Below are 19,118 nucleotides of genomic sequence, written 5' to 3' on the forward strand. Positions count from 1 at the left end.
CCGGCGCCTCAAGACCCTGAAGGGCCTCACGCCCTACGAGTTCATCTGCAAACGATGGACTTCAGAACCAGAACGATTCACGCTCGATCCAATCCACCAAATGCCGGGACTAAACACCTAGCGGCATAATTCTCGACAAGCGGCTTTTCATGGGGCTGTCGGGCAGCACCTGGGCCCGCGCCCCTCCAGTCCGAACCTACTGAACCTTTTCACCCTGTTCGACAGACCAGTACAGCAATCATGGCGCGCCCGTGTCGTTGACGTCGCGCGCCGCTGTCGGGAGCGGCGAAGGTTGCTTGTGCGCGGATCGTGAGAGATCCTCATGGATGATAAACCCGCGTACCAGGAGACCTATATCCATTCAGCCTTGGTGGGCTGGATACTCCTCCTCACCCTGCTTGCACTGATTATGTTGGCGGGCTGGATCGTGCTCTAGCACCGGCGGCCGGACGAGTGGCGACCTTTCCGAGGGCTGCTCGTCCGGTGTGCGCTTCGGAAGACTGGCAGCAGCGGGGAACTATAGAGATAGCGATTTGGCGAAAGCGGGCGCATGGTCTCGGTCGCGGCAATAGTTTGCTGGACGGTACACGGCAAGCGAGAGCTCGTTGACCTCCACATCGGGCCTGTAGAAGCGTAAACTCTCTGGTTGACCTCCGGCGGATGCCTCGTCGGGAAACCAGCACCGATTTACTCGGTCATTGCGACGGTGCGTGGGAAGGCACATCCGGGCGCCGCTCGGTCGCGGCGACACGCCGGCCCAAATTGTCTTCCTCCCGACGCAACGCTGTCTTCTCGATCTCCTCCCTTATTTTTGGATAGGATTTCAGGAAGCGGTCAAAATCTTCCGCTGCCAGCATCAGAACGTTGCAATAGGTGACTGCGACGACATCGGCGCCCCGTCGCCGGCCGGTCAGCAAGGCGATCTCGCCGAAGAACTCCCCCTGACCCAGCGTGATAACCTGGTCATCGCGCCGCACCTCCACCACGCCCGAAGCTATGAAATAGAGTCCGGTTGGCAGGTCACCCTTGCGCGCGAGATAGCCACCCGGCAGTACAATCCGGGGCTTGAGCCGCCGCGCCAACCGCTTCGCCTTCCTCTCGTCGAGATGGCGGAAGATCTGCATCGAACGGATCATGTCGAAGGTATTGAGCTTCAGGTCGAGCTGCTTTCGCTCGCGCAGCGGTCCGCGTTGCAGAACTGCCCGGCGCAGGTCCTGGTGTATCTCGAGCGCCAAAACACCCTCCTCGAAGAGATCGTCGAAGTGACTAAGCTCCTGCTGTTCGCCGAGTTGCGACAGGAACTCTTCCTCTACCGCTGTGGCATATTCGGGATATTGCAGGCGCAATGCCTGAAGTCCATTGTCTGCCGCGTCATGGCGACCTTTGACGATCTCGGTCAGGATCGCGCCGATGCGCACCCCCAGCAGCGGGGCAATCCGCTGCGGGATGTATTCCAGCAGTTCGGTGGTCAGGAGACTGAGAACCAGCAGTGTCTCGAACCGACGGATGAGTCGCAGCTTCAGCGGACGATCGATCGAGAAGCGGAAGTGCAATTCGTATGCGACGCTGAAGCCCCAGCCATACTCGAGGCTTTTGCGAGCAGCCCGGTTGTAGCCGACGCGTCCGTCGGCACGCGCTCCTTCGACGAGACGCTCGGCGTGACTGAGCATCGCGCCCACCGCATCGACCGCGATCGTGCCGCGTCCGTAATGCTGCAGGACCATTTCCTTCTCGCGGGTCGCCATCGCGATGAGGCCAAGCGTGACGCGCTGCCTGTCGGTCAGCGCCTCCTCGATGTCGAGCGTGGCGGCGCCCTCAATCCGCGAACGGTAGGCGCCGATCACGGTCTCACTGGCTTCGCTATTGAGACCGTAGCGTATTGCGGTTAGTTCCAGCGTGTCCTTAACCTCGGCGAGCGTCAAGGCGAGCACTTGATTGCGCACCGCGCTGTCGACTGGCGATAGCCGGTCGAGCTTCAGCCAGTGGATGACCCGGTGCAGGGTCAGGCCGTTGACGAAAAGCGTGAACAGAACGAAGCCGGTGGCGGTGACGGCGACGAACCGCTTCAGTTCCGGCGCGACGAACGCGTTCTCCGTGACCACGAGAGCCAGGGCCAGTGTCACCGCGCCGCGCAGGCCCCCCCAGAAGATCGTCACGCTGTAGGGCTGGCTGACAGGTCGAGCCGCACCGATGGCGCTGAGCAATGGAAGCACCAGGAAAAGTACGACAGCGCGGGCGGCCAGGGCAGCCCCAACGGCTGTCAGGACGATGAGCAGATCCTGTAGACGCACCTCCGACAGGATGCGCGGCACCAAAATGGCGGCGAGAAGGAACACCAGTGATCCGGCCCAAAAGCCAATCTGCTCCCAGACATCGCGCAAATAACGCCAGTTGCTCGGCGCGATACGCGCCGGGACCATGGCTGAGACCGCTAGCCCAGCGACCACCACCGCCACCACTCCCGATACTCCTAGGAACTGGTCCGCCAGGATGTAGATCGTGTAGACGGCGCCAAGCGTCAGTGTGACCTCGGCCGACCTAATGCCGCCGATCAGTGGCAAGGCCAGACTGAGCGCATAGCCGCCGACGAAGCCCGCGAGCGCTCCGCCGAAAAAGGCCGTACCGAAGCGCACGAATGCGTCAGAGGCTTCCAGCGGCTGGTTGGATACGATGACGGTCAGCAAAAGCGAGAATAACGCGATAGCAGCCGCGTCATTGAGAAGGCTCTCGCCTTCTACCAACCGGGTGAGACGCGCCGGGGCACCGAGTTCCCGGAAGATCGCAACGACCGCCGCCGGGTCCGTGGTCGCGACGATCGAGCCGAGCAGCAGCGCGCCGACCAGCGAGATGCCGAACAAGACATTGAGGCTGAAGCCGATCACAGCCGCCGCCAGCACCACGGCAAGCACCGCAAGAACCAGGATCGGAACTGCGTCCTCCATTACCCGCCGAACGTCGATCAAGATCGACGCCTGAAACAACAGCAGCGGCAGAAACACGTAGAGAAAAATCGACGAGCGGACAGGAAGATTTACGATCGGCGAGACGATCTCATTGAAAGCGTCCGTGACGGGTGTCGCCAGCAGGAACGCCGCAAGGAACCCAAGCGCCACACCGACTCCTGCCAGCAGAATGGTCGACGGCAGCTGGAAGCGTGCCGCCACTGGCTGCAGCGCCGCGACGATCAGCAACAGGCTGGCCACTACAAGGATAATCGCCGCCATGTCGAACAAATTCATACCTTGGGTTGAGACTGACCAAACTGTGGCCGATCCGCCGACAAATCGGTGTATGGAGGATTCGAAAGGGCCGAACTATAGCAGCACGGCCGTCGGATCGCGCAACTGTCCCTGCGTGTTCGGTCTCGCCGAAATTCACCGGGCTCAGCATCCGCCGATTCGACGGCCGCCGCGACTCGACATTCGGTGAGTCTTTTGGCACTCGCTCGCCGTTTGTACAGTTTATGAGGATCGCGCCGGCAAATCGAACGCGAGTGCACCGAGCAGGCTGAGCCTTCTGATCGACCGGTACTACTGGCTGCAGGAATCCCGGCACAAGAGGGTCCGTCGCGACAACTAGAGCACATCCGGCTTAATCCGGTTCATATCCGGCAGCGGCGAAGTAGTTGGCGCATTCGTCTGGCTTGAAGAGCGGGATGACGGCGCCGACTGCATCCCACAGCCCGTCGACTGTCCTTTCGGCCTTCGATCTCATCAGTGCCTTGAGCTTGGAGAAGGCCATTTCGATCGGGTTGAAGTCCGGACTATAGGGCGGCAGAAAGCGCAACTCGGCGCCGGCTTGCTCGATCGCAAGACGGACATCCTCCGCCTTGTGCGCCGGCGTCTTCGGAGCCACGGGTCTCCTTCGACTGTCCATGATCACGACGTCGCCGGACAAGAGCGTCGGCACGAGGACCTGTTCGACATAGGCCCGGAAGGCGATGCCGTTCATGGCGCCATCGAGGACCATCGGCGCGGTCATGCCGGTCAGGCGAAGGGCGCCGGTGAAGGTGGTCGTCTTCCAGTGGCCGTGAGGAACCCCGGCCCGGCAGCGTTCACCGCGAGGAGCCCGTCCACGCAGGCGGGCCATTTTGGTAGAAAGCCCGGTCTCGTCGATGAAGACAAGCTTGGCCGGATCGAGACCGAGCTGGTCATCGAACCACGCCTGGCGCCGCTTCAGGAGGTCGGCGCGCTCCTGCTCCAATGCATGTGCGGTCTTTTTTGAACGTCCAACCACGGCGGCGGAGCCAGACGCTCAATGCGCTGCGGCCGATCCGGACACTCGCTTCCGCATCGAGACGGCTCACCATCTCATCGAGCGTGATGTCCTTCTGCTCTTCGATCATCCCGAAGATGACGGCCTTGTGCGGATCGAGGGTCGACCCACGCCGCCAGCCCTGCGGCCGGGCCGTTCGCTCGCCGATCCTGGCTCTCCCGATCCACCGGATCGCCGTCGATATGCCGATCCCGAACCGGGCGGCCGCCTGGCGTGCAGACATTCCGTCCGACGACGCGTTCAGTACTCGTGACCGCAGATCCTCAATGCTCTAGCCATCATCCACCTCCATCGAAGTGGAATTTGAATCAGACACCGCTCCAACCGTCACTTCACATCCGATTCATCGATCGAAGGACGTGCGCTAGCCAGGAGGGTGGCGTTTGAGGATAATCGGGCGGCCTGATGCGGCTTTATATGCTGCTGAATAACAGTTTGGCGCAGATAAATAGCAGGATCACGCAAGCTGCTACGGCGGCGATATTCCAGACTGAACGTTTACTCACGACGCCGCTCCGAGAGTTTCTGGAGCGGCAACTCCTCGCCGGCGGCAATCGATCCACGAAGACGGAATCATTTTTACTTAGATGGGACTCGTCTCGCCGTTTGCCGATGGCGTCCTCGCCAGTCGCTCGGCATCGAACTCATCGACGATCCGCAAGACACCCCCGATCGCTGCCATATCGCGTACTTGCGACTGTATGTACCGGACTTGATCTAACGCTTCGGTCAGCGAAGCCTCAATGTTGAAAGGCACCGGATCGTCGGAATGGGCCCGCGTTCGATCGAAAGCGAACAGTTCCTTCGCGGACTCGATATTGCCGACGACGCCGGACAGCTCAACCCAGATCGCTGCTAGCCTATCCGCCTGTTCCGGTGACATGGCCTCCCCCCTCCCCCGTTGTTCGAGTGGAGGTTATACCGCTTTCGCAGATCTGGTGTAACTGTCGCCGCCGGCCCCTCTCGCGATCGCGTCTTCTTCTCTCAAGACGGCGATCTTCAGTGCGTACAGCAGCCCCGCGACGGTCGATATCTTACCCGGGAAATCGAAATCCCGGCGGCCTGCAGCATCGGCCTCGAGATAATCACCGAGCACTCGGTGCAGTTTGTTAGCTGTCAACATATCGGTCACGTCAGTCTCTCATTGACGTGAACGTTACTGCAGATTCGTTTACGCTTTCGAATTGCCTCGTAGGGCGGCTTCGATTACGCGGAAGGCAATCAGTCCTCGCGGCACTGAGGTGGGCTTCAGGGGTCAAATCTGAGGCCGTTTTCAGAGGTCGATTGCTGCAGCGGTCGCCGAAACCGGGCCACGCGCTCTCGCAAGCGACTGTCGAGAAGCTCGAGTCCCTCGCGGATCTCATCTTTCTCAGACGCGGATAGATCGCCGAACAGGTTCTCTTCGACGCCGCGCCAGATCTCGCGAACCAGTGCCTGGGTCTCCACGCCGGCCTCGGTCAGGACGAGAGCGGTTTTTCGGTGGTCGAGTTCCACGGGAACGCGCTTGACAAGGCCTTTCGCTACTAGCCTGTCTGTCGTCTTCGATACCGTCGAGGACCGGATATTGAGGAGATCCGCAATCTCGGAAACGGTCATGATCGGCTTCGTCGTAAGAACGCAGATCATCTCGTCCTGACCGGGGTGCAGATCGGCAACGCGGAGCGCGATGTCGACATGCGCTCTCGTCAGCTTCGCAACGCGCAGTAGTTCCTCGACGATCTTGTGGTCAGTCGCTGCCGGTGGTGCGGTGTTCGCGATATCGTCCATGTCGGCCTCCCTTAGCCGACTATAGACCTATGCCGGACGGCGGTCGGGAAAAATGTCGTCCGCCGGGTACGGGTAGGTTCTCACCTGTTGCGCCGATTACTTGCTCGCATCCTGGGCGCGATCACCCATGCGATCGGCGCGGCGGCGACGAAGCTGATCACGACGACTGCAGGGATGAGGTACGGCCACGCTTCCGAAATCGCCGGGAAGCTTAGGACGAGAACGGCGCCGGTGCCGAAGATGACAGCGTTCACCACGCCATAGATGACGGCGGCGATACGAATGCGAGTGGACATCTGAACTCCGCGGAACGAGATGCTGCGAGTTCTAGCGGGATTCTGGTGCGCCCGATTTGATGTCGATCATGCGGCAGGTGCCCTATCTTCGGCAAATAGCGGACCGGCTTTCCGGTAGAGAGATTCATGCGCATATTCATCGACACGCTGCCGGCCGAACTTGCGTCTATGCCAGTACTTGCGGCAGTCGCAACGTGGTTTGGCGCCGGCCTGGTGGAGCCATTCCAGGGATTCCTGGCGGCGCTGACGGTGCTGCCACTCCTCTATTGCACGAGTGCCCGCGGCCTTTGAGTCCGGCTGGGCGCCTTCTTCGTCCCGACGGCTGTCCTCACCTACTTTGTCGCCGGCATCTGGTTCGCGCAGACGGGTGTCACCGACGACGGCAGAATGGTCATAGACGAGGTGGCGGGGGTGTGCGTTGCCGCGATCGGGGGATGGGGAAGCCGGCGGTGGACTCTCGCGGTCCCCCCGCTCTTTAGTCTGATCGACCGCTTCAAGCCTTGGCCCTTCTCGAAGCTGGAGGCCGTCCAGCCTAACGATTTCGGCGTCCTTTTAGATGACTGTGTAGCCGGACTTGCCGCTGCGATGACAATGCTCTTCGTGAGAGCGCTTCTTCGTCACCGCAGGATCCGTGCGAGACGCGGGCAACAGAGCGGACGAGAGGTTGTCACCGAGAATGCGGCTCTTCCGTCGGTTAGGCGATATCACCAACCCGGAGGCAAAACGATAGACCACAGCAATCACATTCCGCTGACGACCGCCGAACTCACGAAGAGCGTTCTTGATGACGCGACGATCTACGGGCCGGGTGACCCGAAGATCGGATCCGTGGCCCATGTTCACGGCTCTGGCATGTCCGCAAATGTCAGTGATCGACGTTGGCGGCTTTCGCGGCATCGGCGCCAACGCGTGGCGGTATCGGCTAACGAACTTCACTTTATGCGTGACGAAAGTGGCGATGTTCATGCCGTCACAGCGTGGACGAAAGACGATCTTAAGGCGATGCCGGAGCACACGGACTGACAACTCTTTGGGTCGGCACTCAAAAAGGGCGCCGGGCCCCCTTCTTGAACGGCCAAGAGATTCCGCTCCAATCTCGATCACGGCCGCTCTCTCAGGTGTCGACCGATCTCGTTGAGATACCGTGGACGTAGGCCTCCTGAATGACCATCGCCAAAGTCTTCTCTGCCGTCCGGCGTGGCTCCAAGTAGCTTACCTTTCCGCAGCTTCGGTATCGTAAGGTCGATCCGCCCGACTCGTATCCCAAGCTCGATCGTGGTACCCGTTTCGGTGGTTGAGCCGGTCCGCAGAGCGCGCCCTTGCCGAAACACTAGTTCGAGCCTCGACTTCCAGCTCCATCATGCGCTCGGTCGCAAAGGCAAGCATCTCGCGGACGAGATCGACATCGACCACTTGTTCAATCAGCTCCAGTAGCGCCATCTTCCCATCTGTCATCGCCATCGTCGGCTCCAGGTTCGAGTTCGCATCCGAATCCTACCGAAGATCGTGGGGGCTACCTCAAAAGCGCCGCTTCCTACACTATCTCCCCGGGCACGACCCGGTTGGGAGCTGGCCGTAAGGTTGCCAACCTTCCGGTTGTGTTTCGGGCACTCGCGGGCTAAGACGCCGCCATGCCAGTGAAGTTGCGTGCCAGAAATGTCTTCAAGCTCTTCAATGAGACGAAGGTCGACACCCTCACGCGCCTGAAGCGCGGAGAGAGTAAGGAAGAGATCTTCCGCGCCACCGGTGCCACCGTCGGTATCAACGACGTGAGCTTTGACGTTCATGAAGGCGAAATCTTTGTCATCATGGGCTTGTCGGGCTCCGGCAAATCCACGCTCGTGCGAACCCTGAACGGACTCATCGCACCGACTTCGGGCGAGATCTGGGTGGAGGAGGACGATGTGGCTTCCTGCAGTGCGGAGCGGCTCCGTGAGGTGCGCCGGCGCAAGATTGCCATGGTCTTCCAGCATTTTGCCCTGTTTCCGCACAAGAGTGTCGCAGACAACGTGGCATTCGGACTGAAGGTCAAGGGAATGCGCCGCGCCGAACGGCGCGCAGCGGCGCTGAAGGCACTGGCACAGGTCGGCCTGGAGGCTCATGCCGACAGCTACCCAGCACAGCTCTCGGGGGGAATGCAGCAGCGTGTCGGGCTCGCCCGCGGACTGGCAACAGGCCCCGAAATCCTGCTGATGGACGAACCATTCGGCGCGCTCGATCCGCTGATCCGCCGCGAAATGCAGGACGAACTGGTCGTCCTCCAGAAAAAGCTGAAGAAGACGATCATCTTCATCACGCACGACCTGAACGAAGCGCTGCTGCTCGGCGACCGGATCGCCATCATGAAGGACGGTGCGTTCGTGCAAGTGGGCACAGCACAAGACATCGTGGCCGATCCTGCGGATGATTATGTGCGCGCCTTCGTCGCCGATATCGACCGCAGCCGCGTCTTCAGTGCCGCCGACGTGGCGCTGGAGCCGGCGTCAGTGCCGATCGACGCCACTTTGTCCCAGGCGTTGCAGGCGATGAAGGACGTCGGGAGCGGAGCAGCCCATGTCCTGAAAGAGGGGGCGATCGCAGGCATTGTGACCTGGCGCGGCATTTCCGAAGCCGCCCCGACCCAGACCGTGCAGGACGTCATGGTCATAGACGCACCGGTCGTGGACGAGTCAGCACTCCTGCACGAGATGTACGATGCTGCGCAGACAGGCCTTCCGGTGGGAGTGACGGACGGTGATGGCACGCTGGTGGGCGTCGTACCGCCGGAAGCGATCTTCGCGCAACTCGCGCCCGCCGCCGCCGGCGATCCCGATGCACCTCCGTCGATTGAGGATGCATCCTCGGCTCTGCCCGGGACCAGCTAAGCCTGGGGTCTCCCCAGACAGGAGAAAGCGTTGTTCAATCCTTCCGACCTTCTGGTGATTCCGTTCGACGACTGGATCAACACGTTCGTGCGCGGATTTCTCGTCCCGAATTTCCGCCCCTTTTTTCGGGCGTTGCAGGTTCCCGTAACGGAAGTGCTGAACGGACTCGATGCGTTCTTCGCTTGGGTGCCAATGATCGTTATCACTGGAGTTTTCGCTGCCCTGTCTTGGCGCATTGTCGGGCGCGGCATGGCACTCTTCACCATCCTAGGGTTTGCCTTCATCGATATGATCGAGCTCTGGGGAGAGACGATGACGACGTTGTCGATGATCGTCACCTCCGTCTTCTTCTGTACGGCGATCGGCGTGCCCGCCGGCATCCTGGTGGCACGCAGCGACCTAGGCTGGCGGATCGTTCGGCCGCTTCTCGACATCATGCAGACGGTGCCATCCTTCGTGTATCTGGTGCCGATCGTCATGTTGTTCGGCGTGGGGATGGCACCAGGAATCATAGCGACGATCATTTTCGCCCTGCCGCCGATCATCCGGATGACGAACCTGGGCATCCGCAATGTCCGCGGAGATCTGATCGAGGCCGCCGAGGCTTTCGGCTCTACCCCGAGCCAGATGTTGTGGGAGGTCCAGTTTCCGCTGGCGCTGCGCACGATCATGGCAGGCCTGAACCAGACACTCATGCTTGCGCTGTCGATGGTGGTGATCGCCGCGCTGATCGGCGCGGGAGGCCTCGGCCTTGTGGTCAATACCGGGCTCGGCAGGTTGGACGTGGGGGGCGCGACCGCGGGAGGCGTGGGCATTGTGATCCTGGCCATTGTGCTCGACCGGATTACGCAGGGACTGGTCGAACCCCGCGCCGGCGGCACCACTTCCCTGCGCCAGACATTTGCCGCCCTGTTCCGCGGACAGGGTTCCCGCGAACTGGACTCCGCCGCGACGAACCAGACGGTGGCCTGAGGCCAGCGTCCTTCCGGGCTCAGGTCCGGACCGACTGCCCTGTCCGGTTCCGGGCAGGACATCCGACGACGAAGTAAATGGAGACGAACCATGAAGTACAACCTCCCCATTCTCGCCGCGACTGCGGCGCTCCTGGTCGGTACCGCGCCAATGGCTGCCCTGGCGCAGGACATGCCCGGCGAGGGCACCACGATCCGCATGGGACAGGCCACATGGGACACCGGCTGGTTCCATGCCGAAATCTACAGTCAGCTTCTGGAAGAGCTTGGCTACACGGTCGAGGGACCGATCACACTCGACAATCCGCCGTTCTATCAGTCGGTGGCCCAGGGTGATCTCGACCTTTGGGTGAACGGATGGTTCCCGCTGCACGACACGTACCGCCCGGTCTTCGAAAACGGTGCCGAACTGGTTGGCGCGGTTGCCAAAGGCGGCGCTCTGGAAGGCTATCTGGTCGATGCCGCGGCGGTCAAAGAGTTCGACATCAAGACGTTGGCGGACTTCAAGCGAGACGAGGTAAAGGAAGCCTTCGACCGGAATGGCGACGGACTGGCTGATCTGGTTGCGTGCCCGCCGGGCTGGGGCTGCGAGGTGAACATCGAGCACCACATGGATGCCTACGGCCTGCGCGATCACATCAATCCGATTAAGGCAGGCTATGCCGCGTCCATGGCGGATGCCGTGGCGGCCTTCCAAAACGGCGAGCATATCCTGTTCTACACCTGGACGCCGAACTGGACCGTCAACGAGCTGGTTCCCGGCAAGGACGTGATGTGGATCGAGGTGCCCCAGGTTGATCTGCCCGACATGAGTCTTGCAGATGCCGCCACAATGGAGGGGATCGAGGGCTGCGTGGCCGATCCGTGCACATTGGGCTTCCCGGCCAATGATATTGTCCCGGTCGCCAATAGTGCCTTCATCGATAAAAATCCGGCCGTGGAAAAACTGCTGCAGGAGGTCGCGATCCCGCTGTCTGCCATTTTCGAGCAGAACGCGGCGATGAATAGCGGCGAAGACGACATCGAAATGCAGGCTTCGGAGTGGATCAAGCAGAACCGCAAGTTGGTCGATGGTTGGCTTGAAACGGCGCGGGCCGCTGCCGAATAAGCTGACGACCCTGACGCCGTGAACGCTGCTGTTGTTGGCGGGCCCCATTCCCGGGCCCGCCGATCGCCCCGCGATTTTCTGGGGACGCCTACCTTCGGCTCCCGAACCAACTCGGGCGATCGCATTTGATCTTGTCGTTCATCGAAGACGCCATCAGCGGCATGTTGAACGCGACCTGCAGTGTATCCCCATAAACCGGTTCACTGCAATAACGGTCGTTCGGGGCTCACTATCAGCAAGATTTTCTGATTGCGGCCTTGGGCCGGAGCAGAATGTCAGCTTCCTGGGCGCCTTTGCGAGTAGCTGCCATTCTTGAGCTCATGAGCAGCGGCCCGCCACGTACGAGGCGACAGGCCTTTCCAACTGGCGAACGCTCGGCTGAAATGCGCGACATCTGCGTAACCCAGCATCTTCGGCCAGCTAGGGGAGAATTCGGCTTCGCGCTCGAGCACTGTCCTCAGTACGCTCTCGTACCTCAGACCGCGTTCGGCAGGGCGACGCTGGAAGGAACGCCGAGACATTCCAAGGCGAGCTGCAACCCAGTCTACCGACCGTCGGCACACCAGCAGTCGCAACCCAACCAAGTACTCCACACAAGCAAAGAGACCGTGGACGATTGGCTCAACCGACGAGTTTCGTCAATCCAATAGTCACGAGCAATGCGACGCTAAGCATGCCAGAGATCGCGAGTGCCTGCAGAATCGAGGGTTGAAGCATGACGTGCGCCTTTCGTAGAGCGCGTTCCTGATGCCGCACATATGCGTTCGCTGGAGCAATCCATCCAATCTGTTTTGCGACACCATACGCCGCGCGAAAGACAATCTTCGTGGCGATGGTTGGCTTTTCTTTAGCAGGAACCTTTCACCCCTGCTGGTCTGCCCCCACTGAAGTGGTCCTCCCTGAAGTATGGTTTTCGAGCCATTGGAGGACGAGAGCATGCCGCAGAAGAAGCACAAGCCTGAAGAGATCGTCGCGAAGCTGCGGCAGGTCGATGTCCTGGTATCGCAGGGGCGATCTGTTGCCGAGGCGGTGCGCGCGATCAGCGTGACGCAGTTCACCTATTATCGTTGGCAAGGAATACGGCGGTCTGAAGGGCAACCAGGTCAAGCGCCTGAAGGACCTTGAGAAGGAGAACGAGCGCCTTCGAAAGGCGGTCTCCGACCTGACCCTGGAGAAGCTGATCCTTCGAGAGGCCGCATCGGGAAACTTCTGAGCCCTTCCCGCCGTCGGCGTTGCATCGAGCATGTCAGGACGATGTTCAAGGTATCCGAACGCTTTGCCTACCGTGTGCTCGGCCAGCATCGCTCGACGCAACGCAAGACGCCGACCGGTCGATCTGATGAAGCGGCGTTGACCGCCGACATCATCGCGCTCGCCACCCAGTACGGCCGCTATGGATATCGCCGGATCACGGCGTTGCTGCATGCGGCCGGGTGGACGGTGAACGTCAAACGGGTCGAGCGCATCTGGCGACGGGAGGGGCTGAAAGTGCCGCACAAGCAGCCGAAGAAGGGTCGGCTCTGGCTGACACGACCATCCTGCGTCCGTCTAAGGCCGGAGCATCGCGACCATGTCTGGTCCTACGACTTCGTCGAGAGCCGAACCCACGATGGGCGCAAGTTCCGCATGCTGAACATCGTCGACGAGTTCACCCGGGAATGCCTGGCGATCCGGATCGATCGAAAGCTGAACTCGACCAGCGTCGTCGACGCCTTGACCGACCTGTTCATCCTGCGCGGCGTGCCCGACCATATACGCTCGGACAATGGGCCGGAATTTATCGCCAAGGCAATGCGGGAATGGATCGTCGCCGTGGGTGCCAAAACGGCGTTCATCGAGCCGGGCAGCCCATGGGAGAACGGCTACTGTGAAAGCTTCAACGCCCGACTTCGGGACGAGCTCCTCTACGGCGAGATCTTCTACTCGCTGGCCGAGGCGAAGGTCGTGATCGAAAGCTGGCGTCGCCACTACAACACGGCACGTCCGCACTCGTCATTGGGCTACCGCTCGCCGGCACCGCAGGTTCTGCAATGGCCGTCTTCGCCACCCGGACCAGCTTCGCCGGCCACGCCAGCCTTGGCGCAAAGGCCGCTCATGAACTAAGATTTGCCTGGACCACCCGGTGGGGGCCGACCACTGCGGCCTTGCCAAATTCGCCGACTTTGCCACCCTTCGTCATCAATGGAAGTGATGGAGGTGGTGGCTGTGACTGACCGCGAGAAACTCGAAAAGGCAATCGAACGCAGGCGGATACAGGAGCGCGAACGGCATAACCGAGCAATCGTGGAGGGCCCACATTCTGGCGCCTCAGGTTCTGAAACCGTTGCCAATGACCTGCAAGCCAGCCCGATGAAGCCGCAAGAGAAAGTGTGACTTGTTTCTAAAATGAGGCCGACTAGGTTCCTGCCTTGAAGGCAGTTAATATATTGCTTGTGAAGCTGAACATCCAAATGCGGCACATTAAACAGCGGGAAACATGACTTTATCTAACGACACAGTGCACAAAGAATTCGACGAGGCGGCTTCGGCGCAGGATGTTTCCACCCATCTGACAGCAAGCATTGTGGTTGCTTATGTGTCGCGCAATTCAGTGCCCGCCGCGGATGTTCCTGGTTTGATTGACAAGGTACATACGGCCTTGACGGAAGTGAGGTATCCAAGCGTACCACAGGTGGAGACGAAGCCAATGCCGGCTGTCTCGATCAAGAAGTCGGTACAGGATGAACAACTCACCTGTCTGGAATGTGGGAAATCACAAATATCGCTGAAGCGGCATCTCAGGGTTGCCCACGGCCTAGAGCCGTCAGAGTACCGCGTGAAATGGGGCTTGGGGCCAAATTATCCCATGGTGGCTCCAGGATACTCGGCACGTCGTTCTGTCTTGGCAAAGAAACTTGGCCTGGGCCGCAAGCCCAAAGCTGCGGCCGCTTCCGCAGATAATTCAGCCGACGGCAAGAAAAGCAGCCCGTCTAGAGCTAAAAGAACGCGGGCCCCTTCCGGCGGAAAGCCGCCCAAACCTAAATCAGCGCCTCCGATCGGTGAATCGGATGTGTAGTGACGATAGACATACGCTTTGATTCAAAGTCCACTTCGATGGAGGGGGATGATGGCCAAAGCGTTGAGCAAGGATTTCCGTAAGCGTTGGGCGACGGACATTGCCGCCGCACGTACCAACTGAGGTCATTATCAGCGACAGCACTGCAGCGATGGTTCATTCCAGTGCAAGCGAGTACCTCGACCGGATGACGCGGCCGGTACGCCAGACCTGCCGACTGCTAGCGGCAGGAGAAGCCTGTCGTCAGCGTCGCGCCGCACGCCATCCGCCTTCTGGCTCCAGAACATCTTGAACAGACCCTGCGACATGGGTTCATGCTCGCTTTCGTGCCGAACTGACCCCCTGGGTTTCCCGGAGCCCATTTGATTTCGAGACGCCGAGGATCCTTTCGCAAATCTCGCGCCATGGCGATCGCTTGAAGAAGCCCTCCGTTCAGCAGCCATCGAATGCGCGAGACGGCAACATCATGCGACCACTTCCGGGTTCTCGGGATCTGCTTCGACGCGCTCGTCAGCAGGTCCCTTGATCCGCGCAAGATTGAGCGCCGTGACGATCAGACCGACGTGACTGAAGGCTTGGGGAAAATTCCCCAGCATTTCTCGCCCGTGCGGATCGTATTCCTCGGCAAGAAGCCCAACGTCGTTCGAGATTGAGATGAGGCGTTCGAACAGGTGGAGCGCATCCTGGTGGCGCTCCTGGAGGATGTAGATGTCATTCGGCGTGCAATTTTGACCCCCTAGGCGGGGTTATCGGCGTCCAAAATTGACCCCCATCCGATGCATCTGAACAGTCCGCGTTTTCCTCTGGAAGACGGGCGGGCGGGGGATGAAGGGCGTGGATACAATTGCGCGCATCCGGCGCGAGTTTTTCGTTCGCGGCCGGACGATCAAGGAGATCGTCCGCGAGCTCCATGTGTCTCGCAACACGGTCCGGAAGGTCGTTCGCTCGAACGAGACGGCCTTCGAGTATGAGCGCTCGGTGCAGCCGAGGCCCAAGCTCGGTGCCTGGAAGCCGGAGCTGGACCGGATGCTGGCGACCAATGACGCCAGACCGGCACGAGAACGCCTGACCCTGATCCGGGTGTTCGAGGAGTTGCGCGGGCTGGGCTACGAGGGCGGCTATGATGCGGTCCGCCGCTACGCCCGTGGCTGGCAGCGCGATCAATCCTCGCTGTCGGCCTCGGCCTTCGTGCCGCTGAGCTTCGATCAGGGAGAAGCCTACCAGTTCGACTGGAGCCACGAGGTCGTTCTGATCAACGGCACGACTGTGACCGTGAAGGTCGCCCACGTCCGGCTCTGTCACTCGCGGATGCTGTTCGTGCGGGCCTATCCCCGCGAGAGCCAGGAGATGGTGTTCGACGCCCACGACCGGGCCTTCGCCTTCTTCAAAGGCGCCTGCACGCGCGGCATCTACGACAACATGAAGACGGCGGTGGAGACGATCTTCGTCGGCCGCGAGCGCGCCTACAACAGACGCTTCCTCCAGATGTGCGGTCATTACCTGGTGGAGCCCGTGGCCTGCACGCCGGCATCGGGCTGGGAGAAGGGCCAAGTCGAGAACCAGGTCGGCCTGGTGCGTGAGCGCTTCTTTGCGCCGCGTCTGCGGGTGAAGAGCTACGAGGAGTTGAACGCCTGGCTGCTCGACCGCACGATCGCCTTCGCCAAGGCCCATCGCCACCCCGAGTTCCGCGACAAGACGGTCTGGGAGGTGTTCGAGGCCGAGCGGCCGAAGCTTGTCTCCTATCGCGGTCGCTTCGACGGCTTCCATGCGGTGCCAGCATCGGTATCGAAGACCTGTCTCGTGCGCTTCGACAACAATCGCTACTCCGTCGCCGCCAGCGCTGTCGGACGCCCGGTCGAGATCCGCGCCTATGCCGATCGCATCGAGCTACGTCAGGACGGGCGGGTTGTCGGTGAACACCCCCGCTGCTTCGGCCGGGATCAGACGATCTACGATCCCTGGCATTATGTGCCGGTTCTGGCGCGGAAGCCCGGCGCCCTGCGTAACGGCGCGCCGTTCAAGGACTGGATCCTGCCGGCGAGCCTCGAGCGCGTCCGGCGCAAGCTCGGCACTGCACCTGACGGCGGGCGCCAGATGGTCGCCATCCTCACCGCGGTGCTGAGCGATGGACTTCCTGCCGTCGAGGCCGCCTGCGCGGAGGCGCTCGGTGAAGGCGTCCACTCGGCGGACGTGATCCTCAACGTTCTGGCGAGAGCCCGCGAGCCCGCCCCCATGATCACCATCATGACCCCGGACGCGCTTCGCCTTAACCACGAGCCGGCGGCTGATTGCGCCCGCTACGACAACCTCAGGAGAGCAGTGTGATGGAACGCTCCGAGATCCTCGGCGCCATGGGCGAGCTGAAGCTTTATGGCATGAAGGCAGCCTTCGACGAGATCATCTCCACCGCCGTGAAGCGCCAGCACGAACCGAGCCGTGTCGTCGGCGATCTGCTCACGGCGGAGATCTCCGAGAAGCAGGCGCGTTCGATCAAATACCAGATCACCATCGCCAAGTTGCCGCTTGCCCGAGACATCGACGACTTCGTCTTCGACGACACGCCGATCAACGAGACGCTGGTGCGCGATCTCGCCTCCGGCAACTTCATGGCCCATCAGCGCAACGCCGTTCTGATCGGCGGCACCGGCACCGGCAAGACCCACCTGGCCATCGCTATCGCCCGGGCCTGCATTCGATCCGGCGCCCGGGGGCGGTTCTTCAATGTAGTCGATCTCGTCAACAGGCTCGAGGCCGAGGGGCGTGCTGGCCGCCAGGGCCGAATGGCGGAGTACCTGACGCGGATGGACTTCATCGTTCTCGACGAGCTCGGCTATCTGCCCTTCGCCCAGTCTGGCGGACAACTCCTGTTCCACCTGATCAGCCGGCTCTACGAACAGACCTCGGTGATCGTCACGACGAATTTGGCGTTCGGCGAATGGCCATCCGTCTTCGGCGACGCCAAGATGACCACCGCGCTGCTCGACCGCCTGCCCCACCACTGCGACATCGTCGAAACCGGCAACGAGAGCTGGCGCTTCAAGCACCGCCTCTGAGCCCTTCCAGCACAGAACGCACCCGGTCCGATCTCCTCTTCGCCTCCGGCTCCGATCCGCTCGGACCGGGCAAGCAGCCATCGCCCTAGGGGGGCAATTTTGGACGCCGATCGGGGGTCAATTTTGAAGGCCGTTTGACACGCTGGCAGCACCGCGATCTGTCGGCACGCCGCTACGTCTACATATGGGCGGACGGTGTCTATCTCCAGGGTCGGGGACGGCGCCATGGGGATCTGGAAGGCGCTCGACGAGAGCTTTCCTTCATTGAGGCACCAGCGCTACTGAATCCACAAGATCGCCAACGTCCCGACAAGGCCGAAGTCGGTTCAATCAAACCTTTAGGCGGACCTTCGCGATATCCGCGACGGGCCGGACCGGTCGAGCGCCGAGACGGCCACCGGAGTCTTCCAGGAGAAACACGGCGCCAAATATCCTAAGGCTCATCGAATGCCTGACGAAGGACCGCGAGCCGCTTCTGGCCTTCTTCGACTTCCTGGCCGAGCATTCAGACCATTTGCGCACGGCCAACCCGATCGAAAGCGTCAATACATCTGTGACAACGCCCGCTCACCAAATTTCTTGTCATTCGATTTCCTTGCGCACAATTGCCGCACCGTCCGCCATGGATTTGATCTTGCCGAATGCGACGTCGCGTGGAAGGTATTTCAGGCCACAGTCGGGCGCCACGGTAATACGATCGGCCGAAACATAGGGCAGAGCTCGTCGAATCCGGCCGGCGACGGTCTCGGCTGTCTCCACCTCGTGCGTCGACAGATCAAGAACCCCGAGGATAATGCCTTTGTTTGGCAACGACTCAAGCACTTGGCAGTCAAGCGAAGATTGCGCGGTCTCGATTGACAGGTGCCGAACTGTCGATTGCGAAAGCTCAGGCAGGAACGAGTAACCTTCCGGTCGTTCGTGGATCACCGCGGCATAACCAAAGCAGATGTGGAGAGCTGTCTCTCCCTCAATTCCGTCAAGCGCACGATCGACGACTTCGACACCATACTCGCGAGCTTTGTCGGGGCGCGCTTGCATATAGGGCTCATCGATCTGCACGATATCGGCACCCGCGAGAAAGAGGTCCCTGATCTCCTCATTGACCGCGGCGGCATAGGCCAGCGCCATTTCGCGTTCGTCACCGTAAAAGTCGTCTTGCGCTTGTTGCGCCATGGTGAAAGGGCCCGGCACGGTGATCTTGACCCGTCGATCCGTATTGGCGCGCAGGAACTTCACATCATCAACTTCAACAGGGTGCATGCGCAGGACTGGACCGGTGACGCGGGGCACGGGGTTCGGATGACCGCTACGGTCAAGCGCTGTGCCTGGATTATCGATGTCGACGCCTTCGAGGGCGGTTGCGAAACGGTTGGAATAGCTTTCGCGACGCATCTCGCCATCGGTAATGATGTCGAGCCCGGCCCGCTCCTGATCGCGGATCGCGATCAGCGTAGCGTCGTTCTGTGCCTCCTCGAGCCATTCGGGGGCGATGCGCCACAGTTCCTGAGCTCGCACGCGAGGGGGAAACCGCATGCCAAGCTTCTTGCGATCAATAAGCCAGTCCGGCTGCGCATAGGAACCAACTAGCGAGGTGGGAAACAGTGTGTGATACCCGCCTGCGCTTGATCTGACTCAGCTGTGATTTTCCTGTCCTGGGCGTTCGTGATTCCCTGTCTGGCGAAGGGAGGGAAAGAGCGATGGCCGTAAGAATCAACGAGGACCTGTCGGC

Annotated in this window: 13 protein-coding genes and 7 pseudogenes; 11 read left to right on the forward strand and 9 right to left on the reverse strand. The window is 60.9% G+C overall.

Annotated elements, in window-relative coordinates:
- Window positions 1–121, forward strand: a pseudogene (locus H9Q09_RS21470) (IS481 family transposase); the annotation flags it as partial.
- Window positions 122–695: 574 nt separating this feature from the next.
- Here the strand turns inward: H9Q09_RS21470 and H9Q09_RS21475 are convergent.
- The 6 genes from H9Q09_RS21475 to H9Q09_RS21500 all read right to left on the reverse strand — a co-directional run bounded on the left by H9Q09_RS21475 (window position 696) and on the right by H9Q09_RS21500 (window position 6,338).
- A complete protein-coding gene (locus H9Q09_RS21475) occupies window positions 696–3,224 on the reverse strand; it encodes a cation:proton antiporter (protein WP_246716274.1) in 2,529 nt (842 codons plus the stop codon).
- 367 nt (window positions 3,225–3,591) lie between these two features.
- Window positions 3,592–4,498, reverse strand: a protein-coding gene (locus H9Q09_RS21480; protein ID WP_246716273.1) for an IS630 family transposase whose coding sequence is annotated in 2 segments (ribosomal slippage) — window positions 3,592–4,221 and window positions 4,223–4,498 — 906 coding nt in all. Because the reading frame shifts where the segments join, the coding sequence is not laid out codon by codon here.
- Window positions 4,499–4,858: 360 nt separating this feature from the next.
- Complete coding sequence (locus H9Q09_RS21485) at window positions 4,859–5,158, reverse strand: hypothetical protein (protein ID WP_187392759.1); 300 nt, start codon at window positions 5,156–5,158, stop codon at window positions 4,859–4,861.
- Window positions 5,159–5,191: 33 nt separating this feature from the next.
- Complete coding sequence (locus H9Q09_RS21490) at window positions 5,192–5,407, reverse strand: hypothetical protein (protein WP_187392760.1); 216 nt, start codon at window positions 5,405–5,407, stop codon at window positions 5,192–5,194.
- Window positions 5,408–5,523: 116 nt separating this feature from the next.
- Window positions 5,524–6,042 (reverse strand): MarR family winged helix-turn-helix transcriptional regulator, encoded by a 519-nt coding sequence (locus tag H9Q09_RS21495; protein ID WP_187392761.1) that lies wholly within the window; start codon window positions 6,040–6,042, stop codon window positions 5,524–5,526.
- 80 nt (window positions 6,043–6,122) lie between these two features.
- Window positions 6,123–6,338, reverse strand: a complete 216-nt coding sequence (locus tag H9Q09_RS21500; RefSeq protein ID WP_187392762.1) for a hypothetical protein — start codon at window positions 6,336–6,338, stop codon at window positions 6,123–6,125.
- Between the two features lie 126 nt (window positions 6,339–6,464).
- Between H9Q09_RS21500 and H9Q09_RS21505 the strand changes: the two genes are divergently transcribed.
- Window positions 6,465–6,629: a hypothetical protein gene (locus H9Q09_RS21505; protein ID WP_187392763.1), complete on the forward strand. Its 165-nt coding sequence runs from the start codon at window positions 6,465–6,467 to the stop codon at window positions 6,627–6,629.
- Window positions 6,630–7,064: 435 nt separating this feature from the next.
- A pseudogene (locus tag H9Q09_RS22575) lies at window positions 7,065–7,361 on the forward strand (PRC-barrel domain containing protein).
- Window positions 7,362–7,458: 97 nt separating this feature from the next.
- Here H9Q09_RS22575 and H9Q09_RS21520 read toward each other — a convergent pair.
- Window positions 7,459–7,793: pseudogene (locus H9Q09_RS21520) on the reverse strand (transposase); the annotation flags it as partial.
- 176 nt (window positions 7,794–7,969) lie between these two features.
- On the opposite strand from H9Q09_RS21520, the gene H9Q09_RS21525 reads away from it, so the two are divergent.
- The 5 genes and pseudogenes from H9Q09_RS21525 to H9Q09_RS21545 form a co-directional block, all read left to right on the forward strand.
- On the forward strand, window positions 7,970–9,202 hold the full coding sequence (locus H9Q09_RS21525) for a glycine betaine/L-proline ABC transporter ATP-binding protein (RefSeq protein ID WP_187392765.1): 1,233 nt from the start codon (window positions 7,970–7,972) through the stop codon (window positions 9,200–9,202).
- A gap of 30 nt (window positions 9,203–9,232) precedes the next feature.
- A complete protein-coding gene (locus H9Q09_RS21530) occupies window positions 9,233–10,174 on the forward strand; it encodes a proline/glycine betaine ABC transporter permease (protein WP_187392766.1) in 942 nt (313 codons plus the stop codon).
- Between the two features lie 90 nt (window positions 10,175–10,264).
- Window positions 10,265–11,281 (forward strand): glycine betaine/L-proline ABC transporter substrate-binding protein ProX, encoded by a 1,017-nt coding sequence (gene proX / locus H9Q09_RS21535; protein ID WP_187392767.1) that lies wholly within the window; start codon window positions 10,265–10,267, stop codon window positions 11,279–11,281.
- A gap of 936 nt (window positions 11,282–12,217) precedes the next feature.
- Window positions 12,218–13,384: pseudogene (locus H9Q09_RS21540) on the forward strand (IS3 family transposase).
- Between the two features lie 373 nt (window positions 13,385–13,757).
- Window positions 13,758–14,198 (forward strand): annotated as a pseudogene (locus H9Q09_RS21545) (MucR family transcriptional regulator); the annotation flags it as partial.
- A 602-nt stretch (window positions 14,199–14,800) separates the two neighbouring features.
- On the opposite strand, the pseudogene H9Q09_RS22580 reads toward H9Q09_RS21545, so the two are convergent.
- A pseudogene (locus H9Q09_RS22580) lies at window positions 14,801–15,019 on the reverse strand (glycoside hydrolase family 15 protein); the annotation flags it as partial.
- 142 nt (window positions 15,020–15,161) lie between these two features.
- On the opposite strand from H9Q09_RS22580, the gene istA reads away from it, so the two are divergent.
- From istA to H9Q09_RS22585, 3 genes and pseudogenes are all read left to right on the forward strand, one after another.
- The gene (istA, locus tag H9Q09_RS21555; RefSeq protein WP_187392770.1) at window positions 15,162–16,661 is read left to right on the forward strand and encodes an IS21 family transposase; all 1,500 of its coding nucleotides are present in this window, start codon (window positions 15,162–15,164) and stop codon (window positions 16,659–16,661) included.
- Entirely contained in the window at window positions 16,661–17,389 is a 729-nt protein-coding gene (gene istB / locus H9Q09_RS21560; RefSeq protein ID WP_187392771.1) for an IS21-like element helper ATPase IstB, read from the forward strand. Before istA ends, istB begins: the two co-directional genes overlap by 1 nt.
- Before the next feature lie 140 nt (window positions 17,390–17,529).
- Window positions 17,530–17,933 (forward strand): annotated as a pseudogene (locus H9Q09_RS22585) (transposase); the annotation flags it as partial.
- Between the two features lie 38 nt (window positions 17,934–17,971).
- Here H9Q09_RS22585 and H9Q09_RS21565 read toward each other — a convergent pair.
- Complete coding sequence (locus H9Q09_RS21565) at window positions 17,972–18,922, reverse strand: 5-methyltetrahydropteroyltriglutamate--homocysteine methyltransferase (protein WP_210315463.1); 951 nt, start codon at window positions 18,920–18,922, stop codon at window positions 17,972–17,974.
- Window positions 18,923–19,118: the final 196 nt, after the last annotated feature.

Origin of the sequence: Aurantimonas sp. DM33-3 (genome assembly GCF_014334315.1) — a bacterium.
In the GTDB taxonomy this organism is placed as follows: Bacteria; Pseudomonadota; Alphaproteobacteria; order Rhizobiales; family Rhizobiaceae; genus Aurantimonas; species Aurantimonas coralicida.

Excerpts from the sequence above, each read along its gene's own strand:
- H9Q09_RS21475 (WP_246716274.1), bottom strand. The coding sequence starts at position 3,224 with ATGGCGGCGATTATCCTTGTAGTGGCCAGCCTGTTGCTGATCGTCGCG.
- H9Q09_RS21495 (WP_187392761.1), bottom strand. The coding sequence starts at position 6,042 with ATGGACGATATCGCGAACACCGCACCACCGGCAGCGACTGACCACAAG.
- H9Q09_RS21500 (WP_187392762.1), bottom strand. The coding sequence starts at position 6,338 with ATGTCCACTCGCATTCGTATCGCCGCCGTCATCTATGGCGTGGTGAAC.
- H9Q09_RS21525 (WP_187392765.1), top strand. The coding sequence starts at position 7,970 with ATGCCAGTGAAGTTGCGTGCCAGAAATGTCTTCAAGCTCTTCAATGAG.
- proX (WP_187392767.1), top strand. The coding sequence starts at position 10,265 with ATGAAGTACAACCTCCCCATTCTCGCCGCGACTGCGGCGCTCCTGGTC.
- istB (WP_187392771.1), top strand. The coding sequence starts at position 16,661 with ATGGAACGCTCCGAGATCCTCGGCGCCATGGGCGAGCTGAAGCTTTAT.
- H9Q09_RS21505 (WP_187392763.1), top strand. The coding sequence starts at position 6,465 with ATGCGCATATTCATCGACACGCTGCCGGCCGAACTTGCGTCTATGCCA.
- istA (WP_187392770.1), top strand. The coding sequence starts at position 15,162 with ATGAAGGGCGTGGATACAATTGCGCGCATCCGGCGCGAGTTTTTCGTT.
- H9Q09_RS21485 (WP_187392759.1), bottom strand. The coding sequence starts at position 5,158 with ATGTCACCGGAACAGGCGGATAGGCTAGCAGCGATCTGGGTTGAGCTG.
- H9Q09_RS21565 (WP_210315463.1), bottom strand. The coding sequence starts at position 18,922 with ATGCGGTTTCCCCCTCGCGTGCGAGCTCAGGAACTGTGGCGCATCGCC.